The organism is Micromonospora sp. NPDC007230, from assembly GCF_042869115.1.
Taxonomy (GTDB): domain Bacteria; phylum Actinomycetota; class Actinomycetes; order Mycobacteriales; family Micromonosporaceae; genus Micromonospora.
This window is the reverse complement of sequence record NZ_JBIAFE010000010.1, coordinates 12,589-28,764: the sequence shown is the minus strand read 5'-3', so window position 1 is coordinate 28,764 and position 16,176 is coordinate 12,589. Positions and strand designations below refer to the sequence as shown.

Below are 16,176 nucleotides of genomic sequence, written 5' to 3'. Positions count from 1 at the left end.
CCCACCCGGCCCGCGCGCCCCTCATTTATCCGCTGCGGAGGTGCAGCCGGGTGGCGGTGAGCAGGTTGAGCAGTTCCGCCCCCTCGCCGGGGGCCAGCGCCCGGAACGCGGTGGCGGCCAGCCGGTCGGTCACCGCCTCGGCCCAGAGCCGCCGCCGCACCAGCGGCCCGACCGGCGGGTACGGGGGCGACCAGCCGCAGGCGGCGGCCCCCGCCTCCCCCTCCGGCCCGGCCAGCACCGCCTCCAGCGGGGTCATCCCGGCGGCCCGCACCGCCAGCAGGTACGCCCCCGCGAAGTGCTCGCGGAGCAGCAGCAGCGCGACGGCCGCCCGGGCGCCCGGCGAGCGGTCCGGCACCGGCATGGCCCGCCAGGCGGCGAACAGTGGCATCCCGCTGCCGTCCGCCGCGTCGACCGCGCGTTCCAGCAGGCCGGCCAGGCGGGGCGACTCGGGGGCGTCGCTCAGGTGCTGGACGCCCCACCGGCAGCACTCGGCCAGGTTCGCCTCGGCGACCGCCAGTGGGCGGGCCGTACGGGCGGCGGCGTCCCAGCCGTCGGCGACCGCGTCGGGGGCGATGAAGCCGAGCGCGGCGGCGACCGTCTCGGCGCGGACGTCGCCGAGCGCGCCCGCCCGGCCGGTGATGTAGAACGCCCAGCCGGAGATGCCGAGCAGCCGGGCGCGGCGCAGCGTCGCCGGGCAACGGGAGAAGGCCTCCCCGAGCTCCAGCACCAGCGGCTTGCTGGCGGCGGCGACCTGCTCGGGGGTCATCGACGGCACACCGCCGTCCGTCCACCGTGGTCGTCCATCCCGATCAGTCTGCCCGGTTGCCCTCCTCGTCGGCATCCCCCTCTTCGGCGTCCAGCGCCTCCATCGCGGCCTCCACCTCCCCGGTACGCCGGCGGGCGGTGGTGAGCGACCGCTCGGCGCCCCGCCGGGCCAGCTTGGCCCGGCTCAGTTCCTGCTCGGCGACGGCCCGGCGGCGTTCCAGCTCGGCCAGCTCGGTCTCGATCCGGTCCAGGCTCGCGGCGCCGTCCCGCTCGGACCGGGCGGCCTCGGCCAGTTCCGCCTCGGCCCGGTCCTGATCGCCGCGGGCCAACGCCTGCTCGCGTTCCAGCGCCCGGCGGCGTTTCGCCCGCTCGGCCCGGGCCGCTCGCGCCGCGGCCCGCTCGTCGCGTTCCCGGCGGGCCCCGGCCCGTCCGGCCGCCGGCTCCTCCGGCTCCGGTTCCTCCGCGCCCCCGGTGACCAGCCGCAGCTGCGGGCGGGGCACCTCGCCGAAGCCGGCATAGTGGGTGGCCCGGAGCAGCCGCCCGGTGCGGACCTGCTCGGCCACCTCGGCGTCGGAGAGGGCGGCGTTGAGGGTCGCCTCGACCTCGGCCAGCGGAAGCTTCCCGGCCGACGGGGCGCCCGGCTCGGCGGCAGCCAGCTTGCGAGCCTCGTCGACCAGCGCGCCGACCACGGCCCGGCGCTGGGCGGACAGCTCGCGCAGCTTGGCGCCGCGCAGGTCGCGCTGGGCGGTGCGGAGCGACTCGGCGAGCTGCGCCAGGTCGGCGACCAGCTCGGGCCGGCGGATGGCGAGCAGGTTGACCAGCCAGGCGGCCACGGTGGGCCGGCGCAGCTTGCCGATCTCGCGGGCGGCCTTCTGGTCGCCGGCCCGGCGCGCCTCGGCCACGGCGGCGTCGCGGGCCGCGACGAACCGGTCGGGTGGGGTCGCGTAGAGCCGCTGGACCAGCTCGGGGGTGGGTCCAGGCACGGCGGTCAGGCGTCGATCCGGGTGCCCGGTTCGAGGCGGCGGTAGTCGGTGTTCGACAGTGCGGTGTACTGCCGGTCGAGCACGCCGAAACCGTTGTCGTTGAGCAGGCCGTCGTGCAGCGCGTACGCCCGGCGCGGGGCGACCGCCCGGATGAAGTCGACCACTTCGGAGAACTTGTTCCAGGGCGCGTGGATCGGGGCGAAGAGGGTGTCCACCTGGACGTCGTCGGGGACCACCAACGAGTCCCCCGGGTGGTAGACGACGTCGTTGATCAGGAAGCCGAGGTTCTCGATGACCGGGATGTCGGGGTGGATGACCGCGTGCTGGCCGCCGTACGCGCGGATCGCCACGCCGGCGGCGGTGAACGACTCGCCTGGCGCGACCACGGTCAGCGCCTCGGCCGCGTCACCGAGGACCTCGGCGAGCGAGGCCGGGCCGTTGATCCGGAACGGGTGCCGGTCCAGCGCCCGGGTCACCGCCTCGACGTTCACGTGGTCGGGGTGCTGGTGGGTGATCAGCACCGCGTCCGCCCCGTCCAGCGCCTCCGGTTCGCTGTAGACACCGGGGTCGACGACCAGCACTCCCCCGTCGTGCTCCACGCGGAGGCAGGAGTGGGCGTACTTGGTGACCTGCATCGTGACTCCTCGATTATCGAATCGTGACGTCCTCAGCGCAGTCTGCCGGAACCGGCGCGATAGCGCGTCGCGTCCGACGTATCGACCCCGGGGCGGGGCCGTCGAAGATCGGAGCGGGGACATGAGCGAGCGAATCATCAGCAACAGGGCCCTGGTGCCTCATGCCGACGCCGAGCGCAGCGAGGTGACGGCATGAGCGAGCGTCAGCGAGCGAATCATCAGCACAGCGTCGTGGTGCCTCATGCCGACGCCGAGCGCAGCGAGGTGACGGCATGAGTGAACGAGGGGGACGCCGCCGGGCCGTGTCACTGGCGGCGGTGGGGCTGGCGGCGGTGCTGGCCGCGGGGGCTTGCGGCGCCGACAGTGGGCAGAACGACCAGGCCACGTCGGCGCAGGCACCGGCGGCGGGCGCGGCCCAGACCAAGGGCGCGGACCGGGACGCGGCGGCGCCCGCCCCGGCCGGGTCCGGCGGAGCCCAGCCGGACCTGCGGGTCGACCAGCGGTCGATCATCTACACCGGCACGTTGCAGGTCCGGGTGGACGACGTGGAGAAGGCCGCCCGCGCGGCGACCGACGCGGCGACCGCGGCGGGCGGGTTCGTCGGCGGCGACCAGCGGCGCAGCGAGGCGGCGGACGCCCGCGCCGAGCTGACCCTGCGGGTGCCGGCGGACCGGTTCACCGCGGTCGTCGACGAGCTGTCCCGGCTCGGCCAGCCGGAACAACGCCAGGTACGCACCGAGGACGTCACCGAGGAGACCGTCGACCTGGACGCCCGGATCGCCACCCAGCGGGCCCGGGTGGACAGCGCCCGGAAGCTGCTCGCCCGGGCCAGCTCGATCAACGAACTGGTCACCTTGGAGAACGAGGTGGGCCGGCGGGAGGCCGACCTGGCGTCGCTGGAGGCGAAGAAGCGTCGATTGGCCGACCTGACCGCGCTCTCCACCATCACGGTGACCTTCGTGGGCACCGACGCGACGACCGCCGAGGAGGGGCCGGAACTCGGCTTCCTGGTCGGGCTGCGGGGCGGCTGGGACGTCTTCGTCACCACGATGTTCGTGGTGCTGACCGTGCTGGGCGCGGTGCTGCCGTTCGCGGTGGTGATCGGCGTACCGGTGGTGCTGCTGGTGCGGGCGGCGCGCCGACGTCGGGCGCGCCGGGCGCCACCGGCCGGTCCGGCCCCGACGATGCCGGGACCGACCGGTCCGGTGGGTGGTCCGGCGCCTAGCGCGCCGCCGCCAGTGCCCGCAGCGCGGTCTGGACCATGAGGCGTACGCCGACCGGGATGGCGCGCTCGTCCACGTCGAACGAGGCCCGGTGCAGGTCCACGTTGGGCCCGTTCCGGCCGACGCCGAGGCGGGCGAGCGCGCCCGGCACGTACTCGAGATACCAGGAGAAGTCCTCGCCGCCCATGCTCTGCGGGGTCTCCGCGATCCCCTCGGGCCCGAGGGCGGCCGCGGTGGCGGCGGTGAGTACGCCGATGGCGCGGGCGTCGTTGCTGACCGGCGGGCGACCGCGCAGGTATTCCAGGTCGACCGTCGCGCCGGTGGGGGCGATGACGTCCCGGACGACCTGAGCCACGATCTTCGGGGCCTGCTCCCAGGTGTCGCGATCCATCACCCGCAGCGTGCCTGCGGCGCAGGCCTCGGAGGGGATGACGTTGTAGCGGGTGCCGGCCGAGGCGTGGCCGAACACCAGCAGCAGCCCGCTGTTGGCCGCCACCCGCCGGCTGACCAGGGCCGGCACCTCGGTGACCAGCCGGCCCAGCGCGTCGACCAGGTCGACCGTGAGGTGCGGGCGGGCGGTGTGGCCGCCCGGGCCGGTGAGCCGGACCGTGACGTTGTCGGCGGCGGCGGTGATCGGGCCGACCCGGAGACCGACCCGGCCGACCGGGAGGTTCGGGTCGCAGTGGACGGCGAAGATCTGCACCACGTCCTCGAGGCCACCGGCCTCGATGACCTCCAGCGAGCCGCAGGGCAGGATCTCCTCGGCCGGCTGGAAGATGAGCCGGACCCGGCCGTCGAGCTGGCCGAGGTCGGCGAGCTGGGCGAGCAGCATGCCGACGCCGAGCATCACCGTGGTGTGCACGTCGTGCCCGCAGGCGTGGCAGACGCCGTCCACGGTGGACCGGTACGGCACGTCTTTCGGGTCGGTGAGCGGCAGCGCGTCGATGTCGGCGCGGAGCGCGATCACCGGGCCGTCCGGGCGCCCGTCGATGTCGCAGATAACGCCGTTGCCCTTGGGCAGCAGGCGGGGCTTCAGCCCGGCGAGGGAGAGCTCCCGGTGGATCAGGGCGGCCGTCTCGAACTCCTCGCCGGACAGTTCCGGGTGGGAGTGGATGTGACGGCGGGTGGCGATGAGCCCGGGTACCCGGAGGGCGAGCAGCTGGTCGAGCTCGAAGGGCAGGGGCTGGGACCCGGTCGGCGCCTCCGGCCAGGACGACGCCAGCAGGCTGCCGGAGGGCAACGTCAACGCACTCGTCACGTCGAATTCTCGATCACTAGAGATGGATGGATCTTCGGGGAGAACAGCAGACAGCCTAGACCGCCGGCGGTGACGCTGCGCAACATCTTTCGGGTAGCGGTCGGACCGCACAGCGTCACGAATGCCCTGGTGGGAAGGCTCGAATATCTGCGGGACAGCAGGTAGATCGCGGTCGAACGCCGTCATCTGCCCCACACCTCCTACAACGCGTAACCGATTCAACGGTCACCAAATCCCGGGCCGTCGTTCCGAATTGTCGCATTAGTCCCGGCAATTAACTGCCGGTCGGACAATTGCGCGACAACAGTCGGCTGCCGGACGACTCCCCACGGTCACATGCCGGTCCGCTGTGCGACCGCACAGGCTGTCCGTCCCGTTCACCCGACCGGGTTACCCGCATTCCGACCGACCACTCCGGCTCGGCGTGTCTGACGCCACGCCGCGACCCGGAGCAGTCGTCCGCACACGCGCGCAAGGGCGGGCCCCACTGCCCCACGGCTCAGCGGACGGGCCGGGCGACGCCGCCCGGAGGGTCCGCACCGAAGGTGCCGCCAGGCAGCCCGCCGGCACCTTCGCAGAGCCGTCTCCGCTTCCGCTCGCGTGCGGGGAGACCATCGACTGTACGCCGCCGCGAGGCCCTGCGGCGAGACCCGTACGCCCAGCTCAGGCGGCTCTCAGCCGGGCCGGCACAGGCGCGGCCACCCCTTCCCGGGGCACCGCCCGGGCCGCCGCCGAGAACCAGGTCAGAACCGGTCGCTCGGCCGGTACGTGCCCCACACCTCGCGCAGCGTCCCGCACACCTCGCCCACCGTGGCCCGGGCGCGCAGCGCCTCCTTCATCGGGTAGAGCACGTTCGCGCCGCCCTCGGCGGCGGCCCGCAGTTCGGCCAGGGCGCGCTCGACCGCCTCGGCGTCCCGCTCGGCGCGCAGCTTCGCCAGCCGCTCCGCCTGGGCGGCCTCGATCGCCGGGTCCACCCGCAGCGGCTCGTACGGCTCCTCCTCGTCGATCTGGAACCGGTTGAGCCCGACCACCACCCGCTCGCCCGAGTCGATCTCCTGGGCGATCCGGTACGCGGACTGCTCGATCTCCCGCTTCTGGAAGCCGGCCTCGATCGCGTCCACCGCCGAGCCGTGGTCGAAGACCCGCTTCATCAGTTCGTCGGCGGCCGCCTCGATCTCGGCGGTCATCGCCTCCACCACGTACGATCCGGCGAACGGGTCCACGGTGGCGGTCAGGTCAGTCTCGTACGCCAGCACCTGCTGGGTCCGCAGCGCCAGCCGGGCCGCCTTCTCGGTGGGCAGCGCGATCGCCTCGTCGAAGCTGTTGGTGTGCAGTGACTGGGTGCCGCCGAGCACCGCGCCGAGGCCCTGGATCGCCACCCGGACCAGGTTCACCTCCGGCTGCTGGGCGGTGAGCTGGACGCCCGCGGTCTGGGTGTGGAACCGCAGCATCATCGACTTCGGGTTCCTCGCCCCGAACTCGTCGCGCATCAGCCGGGCCCAGAGCCGGCGGGCCGCCCGGAACTTGGCGACCTCCTCGAGCAGGGTGGTGCGGGCGACGAAGAAGAACGACAGCCGGGGCGCGAAGTCGTCCACGTCCAGCCCGGCGGCCAGCGCCGCCCGGACGTACTCCACGCCGTTGGCCAGGGTGAACGCGATCTCCTGCGCGGGCGTCGCACCGGCCTCCGCCATGTGGTAGCCGGAGATGGAGATGGTGTTCCACTTGGGCACCTCGGCCCGGCAGTACGCGAAGGTGTCGGCGACCAGGCGCAGCGACGGCTTCGGCGGGAAGATGTACGTCCCCCGGGCGATGTACTCCTTGAGGATGTCGTTCTGGATGGTGCCGTTGAGCGCCCCGCCCGGGACCCCGGACTCCTCGGCCACGAGCTGGTAGAGCAGGAGCAGCACGGAGCCGGGCGCGTTGATGGTCATCGAGGTGGAGACCTTGTCCAGCGGGATGCCGGCGAAGAGCTGCCGCATGTCCTCGATGGAGTCGATGGCGACGCCGACCTTGCCCACCTCACCGTGCGCGATCGGGTCGTCGGAGTCGTAGCCCATCTGGGTGGGCAGGTCGAAGGCGACCGAGAGGCCCATGGTGCCGGCGCGCAGCAGCTGGTGGTAGCGCGCGTTCGACTCGGTGGCGGTGCCGAAGCCGGCATATTGCCGCATGGTCCACGGGCGGGAGGTGTACATCGTCGGGTACACCCCGCGGGTGTACGGGTACTCGCCCGGGGCGCCCAGCCGCTCGGCCAGTTCCCCGGGGAGATCGTCCGCCGTGTAGACGCCCTTGATCGGGAAACCGGACTCGCTTGACCGCCGTTCGCTCATTACCGGATGGTAGGACGCGGCCGGGCGTCGATGGATGAGGGATACCGCACACTGCGCCGGCCGCTCGACGGCAGGTGAGTAGCTGGCCACATACCGTCGAGTAGGTAAACGTCCGCCGCGTCGGGTTTCGCATCGGGCGTCGGAACCAGCAAGATAGGGGGGTTGTGTCCCAGCCCCCTCGATATCCCCCGGTGGCTTTTCAAGTGACTCAGATCCCGACGTGGAGCGGCGGACCGGTCAGTCCCCCCACTGGACGCGCGGCACCCGGCACCACCATAGGTGGTCGCTACTCGCTGCGGTCTCCGGTGGGCAACGGCGGCATGGGCACGGTGTGGCGCGCGACCGACACCCTGCTGCGCCGCGATGTGGCGGTCAAGGAGGTCGTGCTGCCGCCGGGGCTGGCCCCCAGCGACCGTGACGCGCTGTACGAGCGGACCCTCCGCGAGGCCCGCGCGGCCGCGGCGATCCAGCACCCGGCCGTGGTCCAGGTCTACGACGTGGTCACCGAGGGTGGCCGCCCGTGGATCGTGATGGAGCTGCTGGACGCGCGCAGCCTGGCCGACATGGTGATCGAGGACGGGCCGGTCGCGCCCCGCGTGGTTGCCAAGATCGGCATCGCGCTGCTCGGCGCCCTGGAGGTGGCGCACGCGATCGGCGTGCTGCACCGCGACGTCAAGCCGGCCAACGTGCTGATCTGCTCCGACGGCCGATGCGTGCTGACCGACTTCGGCGTCGCCCGGATGCCCACCGACGTGCAGCTCACCACGCCCGGCATGGTGCTCGGGTCGCCGCACTTCATCTCGCCCGAGCGGGCGATGGGCCAGGATTTCGGCCCGCCGAGCGATCTGTTCTCGCTCGGCGTCACGCTCTACACCGCCGTGGAGGGCCGCCCCCCGTTCGACAAGGGCGACCCGATCGAGACCATGCACGCGGTGGTCGAGGACCCGCCGGCCACCCCTCAGCGCAGCGGCCCGCTGACCGGCGTGCTGATGGGCCTGCTGGAGAAGGATCCGGCCCGCCGGTACGACGTGCACACCGCCCGGCGCATGCTGCGCGAGCTGCTCGCCGGCCCGCTGACCAGCAACGCCGCCGCGGTCAACTCGGTCACCGACCCGTACTCGGTGGTGCCGGTGCAGCGGCCGCCGATTCCGCTGCCCGCCGCGCCCGAGCCGAAGCCGACCGGGCAGATCGGCGGCCGGGCGATGATCGGCCCCGGCGAGTCACTGACCGACCGGCTCGCCGCCCTGCGCCGGGGCGAGCGCCCCGAGCCCAGGGCCGCCGCGGGCAGCGCGGCGCTGGACGAGACCAGCGCGGACGCGCTGGCCGGTCCGCTGCACACCCCCACCGGCGCGATGCCCGCGCCGGGCGCCGCCCCGGAGGCCACCCAGCGAATCTCGCCGGACGCCACCCAGCGGTTCGGCGGCGCGGGACCGGAGGCGACCCAGCGGTTCGGCGGCGGCGCGGGACCGGAGGCCACCCAGCGACTCGGGGGCGGGCACCCCGACGCCACGCAGCGGGTCGACGTCGGCCGCCCGGACGCGACCCAGCGGGTGTACGGCCGCGGCGCCGACGCCACCCAGCCGGTGTACGGCGGCAACCAGTGGTCGGTGCCGGGCACCGGCCAGCCGTGGGCCACCCCGCCCGCCGCGCCGGCCGACGGCGGTGCCCTCGGCAAGGCCCGCGGCGCCGGCAGGCAGCTCGTCGGCACGGTCAAGGGCTGGCCGCGCAAGGTCCAGCTGGCCGCCGCCGGGGGCGTGGCCGTGCTGCTGCTGATCGTCGTGATCGCCCTCAACAGCGGCGGCGACGAGACCCCGCCGCCGATCGTGGGCACGCTGCCCACCGCCACCGCCGAGGCCCCGCCGGTCGAGATGCAGGAGGTCTCGGCCAAGGACGTCACCATCCAGGTGCCGAAGGGCTGGGAGCGCAAGACCGGCGGCGTCTTCGTCGACTACGTCGACCCGCAGGACAGCCGGCGCAAGGTCCGCATCCTGGCGGAGAAGTGGAGCGGCACGTCGACGAGCTGGGCCGAATTCGCCTCCCGGAACCTTGCCGGCAACAGCAAGTCCTGTGCCAAGCCGTACAACGAGCTCGCGATGTCGGAGAAGACGCTGGCCGGCAAGCCGGCGGCGGAGTTCGAGTACACCTGCGGCGAGGGCGACTCGATGCGGCACGGCGTCTGGCGCGGCGTGGTCGAGGACGGGAAGGTGTACTCGTTCTATCTGACCGCCAACGACGCGAAGTTCGCCGAGAGCAAGCCGATCTTCGACGCGATGGCCGGGTCGTTCCAGCTCACCGGGGCCAACTGAGTCGAGGCCGACGGGCAGTGGTGCTCCGCCGCCGTGCTATCAAGAGGCCATGGCGGCGGAAACCACTGATCTTGACGAGCTTCGCGACCGGGCCCAGCGGTGGCTCGACGACGACCCCGACCCGGCCAGCCGGGACGAGCTGCGCGCGGTCCTGGACGGACTGCCGGGCAGCGGCCCGGAGCTGGCCGACCGGTTCGCCGGTCCACTGACCTTCGGCACCGCCGGGCTGCGTGGTCCGCTGCGCGCCGGCCCGAACGGGATGAACCTCGCGGTGGTCACCCAGGCCGCCGCCGGGCTGGTCGGCTGGCTCGCCGACCAGGGCGGTGAGGGGCCGCTGGTCATCGGGTACGACGCCCGCTACGGCTCGCGGGCGTTCGCCGAGCGCACCGCACAGGTCGCCACCGGCGCGGGTCGCCCGGCCCTGCTGCTGCCCCGCCCGCTGCCCACCCCGGTGCTGGCGTTCGCGGTGCGGCACCTCGGCGCGGTGGCCGGCGTCATGGTCACCGCCAGCCACAACCCGCCCCAGGACAACGGCTACAAGGTCTACCTCGGCGCGCAACTCGGCGGCGAGTTGGGCGCGGGCGCGCAGATCGTGCCCCCGGCCGACGCCGGCATCGAGGCGGCCATCCGGGCGGTCGGCCCGCTGGCGAAGGTGCCGCTCGGCCCGGCCGGCAAGGTGCTCGGCGACGACCTGGTCGCCGCGTACGTGGAGCGGGCCGCCGCAGTGATCGATCCGAGCGGCCGGCGCGACCTGAAGGTGGCGTACACCCCGCTGCACGGGGTGGGGGGCGCGGTGCTGACCGCCGCCTTCGCCCGGGCCGGGTTCGCCGTGCCGGGCGTGGTGCCCGACCAGGCCGAGCCGGACCCGGACTTCCCCACGGTGAACTTCCCCAACCCGGAGGAGCCGGGCGCGGTGGACCGGCTGGTCGCGCTGGCCCGCGACCGGGACGCGGATCTCGCAATCGCCAACGACCCGGATGCGGACCGCTGCGCGGTCGCCGTCCCGGACGGTGCCGGCAACTGGCGGATGCTGCGCGGCGACGAGGTGGGCGCGCTGCTCGCCGACCACCTGATGCGCCGCGGGGTGACCGGCCTGTACGCCACCACCATCGTGTCCTCGTCCCTGCTGCGGGCCATGTGTGCCGCGCGAGGCCTGCCGTACGACGAGACGCTGACCGGGTTCAAGTGGATCGTCCGGGCCGGCGGCGGGAGCGAGCCGCTGGTCTTCGGGTACGAGGAGGCGCTCGGCTACTGCGTCGCGCCGGAGCACGTCCGGGACAAGGACGGCATCACCGCCGCGCTGAGCGTCGCCGAGCTGGCCGCCGGCCTCAAGGCCCAGGGCCGTACGCTCACCGACCGGCTCGACGAGCTGGCCGCCGAGTTCGGCGTGCACCACACCGACCAGCTGTCGGTCCGGGTGGACGACCTGCGGGAGATCGCCGGGATGATGGCCCGGGTCCGGGCGGCCACCCCGGAGACGCTGCTCGGGCACCGGGTCACCGAGACGAAGGATCTGCTCCCCGGCGCGGACGTGGTGACCCTGCGGACCGACGCGGCCCGGGTGGTGATCCGCCCCTCCGGCACCGAGCCGAAGCTCAAGGCGTACCTGGAGGTGGTGGAGCCGGTCGCGGACGGCGACGTCCCCGCCGCCCGCACCCGCGCCCAGGCGGCGGTCACCACCCTCCGCACCGAGGTCTCCACCGCCCTCGGCCTCTGACCTGTCACGAGTTGATCAAGAGGTTTGCGTCGGCCGGGCGCCACCCAGACGCAAACCTCTTGATCAACGAGCAGTCGGGGGTCAGGCGCGCTTGCCGAGAGCGGCGTCGATCGCCTGGCCGAGCGCGGCGACCACCAGGCCGATGGACGGGCGGACCACCGAGTCGTCCAGGCTGACGTTGCCGGAGAAGCCGGCCCCACCGGCGATCGCCTCCAGCCGGCGGCGGGCGTCCCGGGCGTCCTCGCCGGCCAGGCCGAGCGCCGGTTCCATCCGGAGCACCGCCACCAGGGTGGCGAGCGCGGCCGTCCGCTCATCGGGGGCCTGGTCGTCGGTCAGCGCCTCGGCCAGCCGGCGGCGGATGTCCGCCTCCACGGAGGCGTCCGCCACCGGGTAGCGGTGCACGTGGATGAAGCCCAGCTCGGTCTCGTCGATGTCCCGGACCACGCCCCGCCCGCAGAGGTCGCCGAGGATCCGGTCGCGCAGGCCGTGCCGCAGCCGCTGCACCCACGACGACGGGGTGTGCGGCGTGTCGGCGGCGATCCGGGCGAGGACCTCGTCGGCGATCGGCTCGCCGGTCGGGGCCGGGTCGATCACCACCAGGGAGCCGTCGGCGTACGCGATCCGGCCGGCCAGGGCCAGCTCGACCAGCACCGCGGCGGCCATCCCGAGGTCCAGGCTGATCCGGGGCATGGTCGCCTTGCCGGTTTCGTCGTCGTAGGCGAGGAGCAGCAACTCTTCGGCGAGTGCAACACCAGTCATGGCCCGGAACGGTAGCGGCTCCCCGCACCCCCGCGCACGGACTCGCCCACGCGGTGCCCCGACCCGACTGATTCACGGAAAGAGGGCCCATTCCGCACTGGATGGGCCCTCTTTCCGGGAATCCGCGCCGCGCCGGGAGGGCTCGGCCTGGGTGGGTCAGAAACGGGGCATGCCGCCGAACTGGCGGTCGCCGGCGTCACCGAGGCCCGGAACGATGAACATCCGGTCGTTGAGGCCGTCGTCGATCGAGGCGGTGACCAGGCGCAGCGGCAGGCCGGACCGCTCCAGCCGCTCGATGCCGACAGGCGCGGCGAGGACGCAGAGCACGGTGATGTCGGTGCAGCCGCGGTCGGCGAGCAGCCGGCAGCAGTGTTCCAGCGAGCCGCCGGTGGCCAGCATCGGGTCGAGCACCAGCACCGGCAGTCCGCTCAGGTCACGGGGCAGCGACTCCATGTACGCGCGGGGCTCGAACGTCTCCTCGTCGCGGGCCAGGCCGACGAAGCCCATGGACGACTCGGGCAGCAGTCCCAGGGCGGCATCGGCCATGCCGAGACCGGCCCGCAGCACCGGCACGAGCAGCGGCGGGTTCGCCAGCCGGGTGCCCTCGGTCGCGGTGACCGGGGTCTGGATCGGGTACTTCTCGACGGGGAAGGAGCGCGCCGCCTCGTACACCAGCATGGTGGTGAGTTCGTGCAGCGCGGCCCGGAACGACGCCGAGTCGGTCCGGGCGTCCCGCATGGCGGTCAGCCGTGCCTGGGCGAGCGGGTGGTCAATGACGTGTACGTCCACGAACGCTCAACCTACCGGGCAGACCGGCCACGCACCGCACCTGCCGGCTGACCAGCGACGCCGCTCACGTGTGGCGCTCACGATCAGGCCACCGTGGCCAAGATCACACCCCGGCGGGATGCGTACTATTCACGCCATGACGGCGACAGCGACGTCGGCCCGGTCGGACCTCTCCGAGCTGGGACGATCCGAGACCGCTCTGCGGACCTTCCTGCACGGCCTGCCGGGCGTGGATCAGGTCGGCGCGGAGCAGCGGGCGGCACAACTCGGCACCCGCTCCATCAAGACCACGGCCAAGGCCCAGGCGATCGACCTGGCGATCCGGATGGTCGACCTGACCACCCTCGAAGGGGCCGACACCCCCGGCAAGGTGCGGGCGCTCGCCACCAAGGCGCTGCGCCCCGACCCGGCTGACCCGTCCTGCCCGCATGTCGGCGCGGTCTGCGTCTATCCCTCGATGGTCCCCTACGTGGCGGAGGTGCTGCGCGGCAGCGGCGTGCACCTGGCCAGCGTGGCGACCGCCTTCCCGTCCGGCCAGGCGCCGCTGGGGGTCAAGCTCGCCGACACCCGGGCCGCGGTTGCGGCCGGCGCCGACGAGATCGACATGGTGATCAACCGGGGCGCCTTCCTGGCCGGCCGCTACCAGGAGGTCTACGACGAGATCGTGGCCACCAAGGAGGCCTGCGGGGACGCCCACCTCAAGGTGATCCTGGAGACCGGCGAGCTGGCCACGTACGACAACGTGCGGCGGGCCTCCTGGCTGGCCATGCTGGCCGGCGGCGACTTCATCAAGACCTCCACCGGCAAGGTGCCGGTCGCGGCCACCATGCCGGTGACCCTGGTGATGCTGGAGGCGGTCCGCGACTTCCGCGCCGCCACCGGGCGGCAGGTCGGCGTGAAGCCGGCCGGGGGGATCAAGACCAGCAAGGACGCGATCAAGTACCTGGTCATGGTCAACGAGACCGTCGGCCCGGACTGGCTGGACCCGGACTGGTTCCGGTTCGGCGCGTCCAGCCTGCTGAACGACCTGCTCATGCAGCGCACCAAGCTGACGACCGGCGTCTACTCCGGTCCCGACTACTTCACCCTGGACTGAGCGCGATGTTCGAATACGCACCCGCCCCCGAGTCGCGCTCGGTGGTGGACATCAAGCCCTCGTACGGGCTGTTCGTCGACGGCACGTTCGTCGACCCGGCCGACGGCGGCAGCTTCAAGTCGATCAACCCGGCCTCCGAGGAGGTCCTCGCCGAGATCGCCGAGGCCGGCAGCCAGGACGTGGACCGCGCGGTCCGCGCCGCGCGCAAGGCGTACGAGAAGGTCTGGGGTCCGATGCCGGGCCGCGACCGGGCCAAGTACCTGTTCCGGATCGCCCGCCTGATCCAGGAGCGCTCCCGCGAGCTGGCCGTGCTGGAGTCGCTGGACAACGGCAAGCCGATCAAGGAGTCCCGGGACGTCGACGTCCCGCTGGTCGCCGCACACTTCTTCTACTACGCGGGCTGGGCCGACAAGCTCGACCACGCGGGCTTCGGGCCGGCGCCGCAGCCGCTCGGGGTCGCCGCGCAGGTCATCCCGTGGAACTTCCCGCTGCTGATGCTGGCCTGGAAGATCGCCCCCGCGCTCGCCGCCGGCAACACGGTGGTGCTGAAGCCGGCCGAGACCACCCCGCTGACCGCACTGCTCTTCGCCGAGATCTGCCAGCAGGCCGACCTGCCGGCGGGCGTGGTCAACATCGTCACCGGCGCCGGCGACACCGGCCGGGCGCTGGTCGAGCACCCGGGCGTGGACAAGGTCGCGTTCACCGGCTCCACCGAGGTCGGCAAGGCCATCGCCCGCGCGGTCGCCGGCACCCGCAAGAAGCTCACCCTCGAGCTGGGCGGCAAGGCCGCCAACATCGTCTTCGACGACGCCCCGGTCGACCAGGCCGTCGAGGGGATCGTCAACGGCATCTTCTTCAACCAGGGGCACGTCTGCTGCGCCGGCTCGCGGCTGCTGGTCCAGGAGTCGGTCGCCGACCGGGTGCTGGAGTCGCTGAAGCGCCGGATGGCCCAGCTGCGGGTCGGCGACCCGCTGGACAAGAACACCGACATCGGCGCGATCAACTCGGCCGCCCAACTGGAGCGGATCCGCGAGCTCTCCGAGGCGGGGGCCGCCGAGGGCGCCGAGCGCTGGTCGCCGGCCTGCGAGCTGCCGGACCGGGGCTTCTGGTTCGCGCCGACCATCTTCACCGGGGTCACCCAGGCGCACCGGATCGCCCGGGAGGAGATCTTCGGCCCGGTGCTCTCCGTGCTCACCTTCCGCACCCCGGCCGAGGCCGTGGAGAAGGCGAACAACACGCCGTACGGCCTGTCGGCCGGGATCTGGACCGACAAGGGCTCCCGGATCCTGTGGCTGGCGGACCGGCTCCGGGCCGGCGTGGTCTGGGCCAACACGTTCAACAAGTTCGACCCCACCTCGCCGTTCGGCGGCTACAAGGAGTCGGGCTACGGCCGCGAGGGCGGCCGGCACGGGCTGGAGGCGTACCTCAATGTCTGAGCGGGTCGCGGTACGCAAGACGTACAAGCTCTTCATCGGCGGGAAGTTCCCGCGCAGCGAGTCGGGACGGTCGTACATCGTGCAGGACTCCAATGTCGTACTGGCCTCCCGCAAGGACGCGCGCGACGCGGTCGTGGCCGCCCGGGCCGCCGTGAAGGGCTGGGCCGGGGCGACCGCGTACAACCGGGGTCAGATCCTCTACCGGGTCGCCGAGATGCTGGAGGGCCGCCGCGAGCAGTTCGTGGCGCTCGGTGTGCCGGCCGACGAGGTCGACGCGGCGATCGACCGCTGGGTCTGGTACGCCGGCTGGTCGGACAAGCTCCCCCAGGTGTACGGCGGCGCGAACCCGGTGGCCGGGCCGTACTTCAACCTGTCCGCCCCCGAGCCGACCGGCGTGGTGGCCGTGGTGGCCCCGGAGGCGCCGGCGCTGCTCGGCCTGGTCAGCGTGATCGCCCCGGCGATCGTCACCGGCAACACCGTGGTGGTGGCGGCGTCGCCGGCGCAGCCGCTGCCGGCGGTGACCCTGGCCGAGGTGCTGGCCACTTCCGACCTGCCGGGCGGGGTGGTCAACATCCTCACCGGCCCGATCACCGAGACGGCGCCGACGCTGGCCGCGCACATGGACGTCAACGCGATCGACCTGACCGGGGTGAGCGACGCCGAGCTCGCCGCCGAGCTGGAGGTCAAGGCGGCGGAGAACCTGAAGCGGGTGCTCCGGCCCGCCCCGGCCAGTCACGACTGGTTCGCCGACCCGGGCCTGGCCCGGATGACCACGCTGCTGGAGACGAAGACGGTGTGGCATCCGAAGGGTGTCTGAGCTTGTGGGGTTTCCGGGGGAGCCCGCCCGCTCCGGGCGGTCAGGCTTGATCCCTCCGCGGGCGG

Annotated in this window: 13 protein-coding genes; 6 read left to right on the top strand and 7 right to left on the bottom strand. The window is 73.3% G+C overall.

Going from position 1 to position 16,176, the window contains the following annotated elements:
* Positions 1-25: 25 nt before the first annotated feature.
* From ACFYML_RS16020 to ACFYML_RS16010, 3 genes are read right to left on the bottom strand one after another with little or no spacing between them, the layout of a single operon-like run.
* Entirely contained in the window at positions 26-766 is a 741-nt protein-coding gene (locus tag ACFYML_RS16020; RefSeq protein ID WP_387421342.1) for a hypothetical protein, read from the bottom strand.
* Positions 767-809: 43 nt separating this feature from the next.
* Entirely contained in the window at positions 810-1,748 is a 939-nt protein-coding gene (locus ACFYML_RS16015; protein ID WP_387421341.1) for a hypothetical protein, read from the bottom strand.
* 5 nt (positions 1,749-1,753) lie between these two features.
* Complete coding sequence (locus tag ACFYML_RS16010; protein WP_387421340.1) at positions 1,754-2,383, bottom strand: MBL fold metallo-hydrolase; 630 nt, start codon at positions 2,381-2,383, stop codon at positions 1,754-1,756.
* A 272-nt stretch (positions 2,384-2,655) separates the two neighbouring features.
* Between ACFYML_RS16010 and ACFYML_RS16005 the strand changes: the two genes are divergently transcribed.
* Entirely contained in the window at positions 2,656-3,648 is a 993-nt protein-coding gene (locus ACFYML_RS16005) for a DUF4349 domain-containing protein (RefSeq protein WP_387421339.1), read from the top strand.
* Here ACFYML_RS16005 and ACFYML_RS16000 read toward each other — a convergent pair.
* Both ACFYML_RS16000 and ACFYML_RS15995 read right to left on the bottom strand, forming a co-directional pair.
* Positions 3,605-4,864: an amidohydrolase gene (locus ACFYML_RS16000; protein WP_387421338.1), complete on the bottom strand. Its 1,260-nt coding sequence runs from the start codon at positions 4,862-4,864 to the stop codon at positions 3,605-3,607. The two genes, ACFYML_RS16005 and ACFYML_RS16000, sit on opposite strands and share 44 nt — an antisense overlap.
* A gap of 743 nt (positions 4,865-5,607) precedes the next feature.
* Complete coding sequence (locus tag ACFYML_RS15995) at positions 5,608-7,191, bottom strand: methylmalonyl-CoA mutase (RefSeq protein ID WP_387421337.1); 1,584 nt, start codon at positions 7,189-7,191, stop codon at positions 5,608-5,610.
* 203 nt (positions 7,192-7,394) lie between these two features.
* Between ACFYML_RS15995 and ACFYML_RS15990 the strand changes: the two genes are divergently transcribed.
* Together ACFYML_RS15990 and ACFYML_RS15985 are read left to right on the top strand one after the other, a co-directional pair.
* On the top strand, positions 7,395-9,497 hold the full coding sequence (locus ACFYML_RS15990) for a protein kinase (RefSeq protein WP_387421336.1): 2,103 nt from the start codon (positions 7,395-7,397) through the stop codon (positions 9,495-9,497).
* 49 nt (positions 9,498-9,546) lie between these two features.
* A complete protein-coding gene (locus tag ACFYML_RS15985; protein WP_387421335.1) occupies positions 9,547-11,214 on the top strand; it encodes a phospho-sugar mutase in 1,668 nt (555 codons plus the stop codon).
* Positions 11,215-11,295: 81 nt separating this feature from the next.
* Here ACFYML_RS15985 and ACFYML_RS15980 read toward each other — a convergent pair whose 3' ends face one another.
* Together ACFYML_RS15980 and upp are read right to left on the bottom strand one after the other, a co-directional pair.
* On the bottom strand, positions 11,296-11,973 hold the full coding sequence (locus ACFYML_RS15980; RefSeq protein WP_387421334.1) for a GPP34 family phosphoprotein: 678 nt from the start codon (positions 11,971-11,973) through the stop codon (positions 11,296-11,298).
* A gap of 156 nt (positions 11,974-12,129) precedes the next feature.
* Entirely contained in the window at positions 12,130-12,762 is a 633-nt protein-coding gene (gene upp, locus ACFYML_RS15975; protein ID WP_387421333.1) for a uracil phosphoribosyltransferase, read from the bottom strand.
* Positions 12,763-12,898: 136 nt separating this feature from the next.
* Between upp and deoC the strand changes: the two genes are divergently transcribed.
* Genes deoC through ACFYML_RS15960 form a run of 3 tightly spaced genes read left to right on the top strand, consistent with a single transcriptional unit; the run spans position 12,899 to position 16,111 of the window.
* Positions 12,899-13,858 (top strand): deoxyribose-phosphate aldolase, encoded by a 960-nt coding sequence (gene deoC / locus ACFYML_RS15970; RefSeq protein ID WP_387421332.1) that lies wholly within the window; start codon positions 12,899-12,901, stop codon positions 13,856-13,858.
* A gap of 5 nt (positions 13,859-13,863) precedes the next feature.
* The gene (locus ACFYML_RS15965; RefSeq protein ID WP_387421330.1) at positions 13,864-15,294 is read left to right on the top strand and encodes an aldehyde dehydrogenase family protein; all 1,431 of its coding nucleotides are present in this window, start codon (positions 13,864-13,866) and stop codon (positions 15,292-15,294) included.
* A complete protein-coding gene (locus tag ACFYML_RS15960; RefSeq protein WP_387421328.1) occupies positions 15,287-16,111 on the top strand; it encodes an aldehyde dehydrogenase family protein in 825 nt (274 codons plus the stop codon). Before ACFYML_RS15965 ends, ACFYML_RS15960 begins: the two co-directional genes overlap by 8 nt.
* Positions 16,112-16,176 lie beyond the last annotated feature (65 nt).

Coding starts and splice junctions, on each gene's coding strand:
- ACFYML_RS16020 (WP_387421342.1), bottom strand. CDS start 766: ATGACCCCCGAGCAGGTCGCCGCCGCCAGCAAGCCGCTGGTGCTGGAG.
- ACFYML_RS16010 (WP_387421340.1), bottom strand. CDS start 2,383: ATGCAGGTCACCAAGTACGCCCACTCCTGCCTCCGCGTGGAGCACGAC.
- ACFYML_RS16005 (WP_387421339.1), top strand. CDS start 2,656: ATGAGTGAACGAGGGGGACGCCGCCGGGCCGTGTCACTGGCGGCGGTG.
- ACFYML_RS15995 (WP_387421337.1), bottom strand. CDS start 7,191: ATGAGCGAACGGCGGTCAAGCGAGTCCGGTTTCCCGATCAAGGGCGTC.
- ACFYML_RS15985 (WP_387421335.1), top strand. CDS start 9,547: ATGGCGGCGGAAACCACTGATCTTGACGAGCTTCGCGACCGGGCCCAG.
- ACFYML_RS15980 (WP_387421334.1), bottom strand. CDS start 11,973: ATGACTGGTGTTGCACTCGCCGAAGAGTTGCTGCTCCTCGCCTACGAC.
- deoC (WP_387421332.1), top strand. CDS start 12,899: ATGACGGCGACAGCGACGTCGGCCCGGTCGGACCTCTCCGAGCTGGGA.
- ACFYML_RS15965 (WP_387421330.1), top strand. CDS start 13,864: ATGTTCGAATACGCACCCGCCCCCGAGTCGCGCTCGGTGGTGGACATC.
- ACFYML_RS15960 (WP_387421328.1), top strand. CDS start 15,287: ATGTCTGAGCGGGTCGCGGTACGCAAGACGTACAAGCTCTTCATCGGC.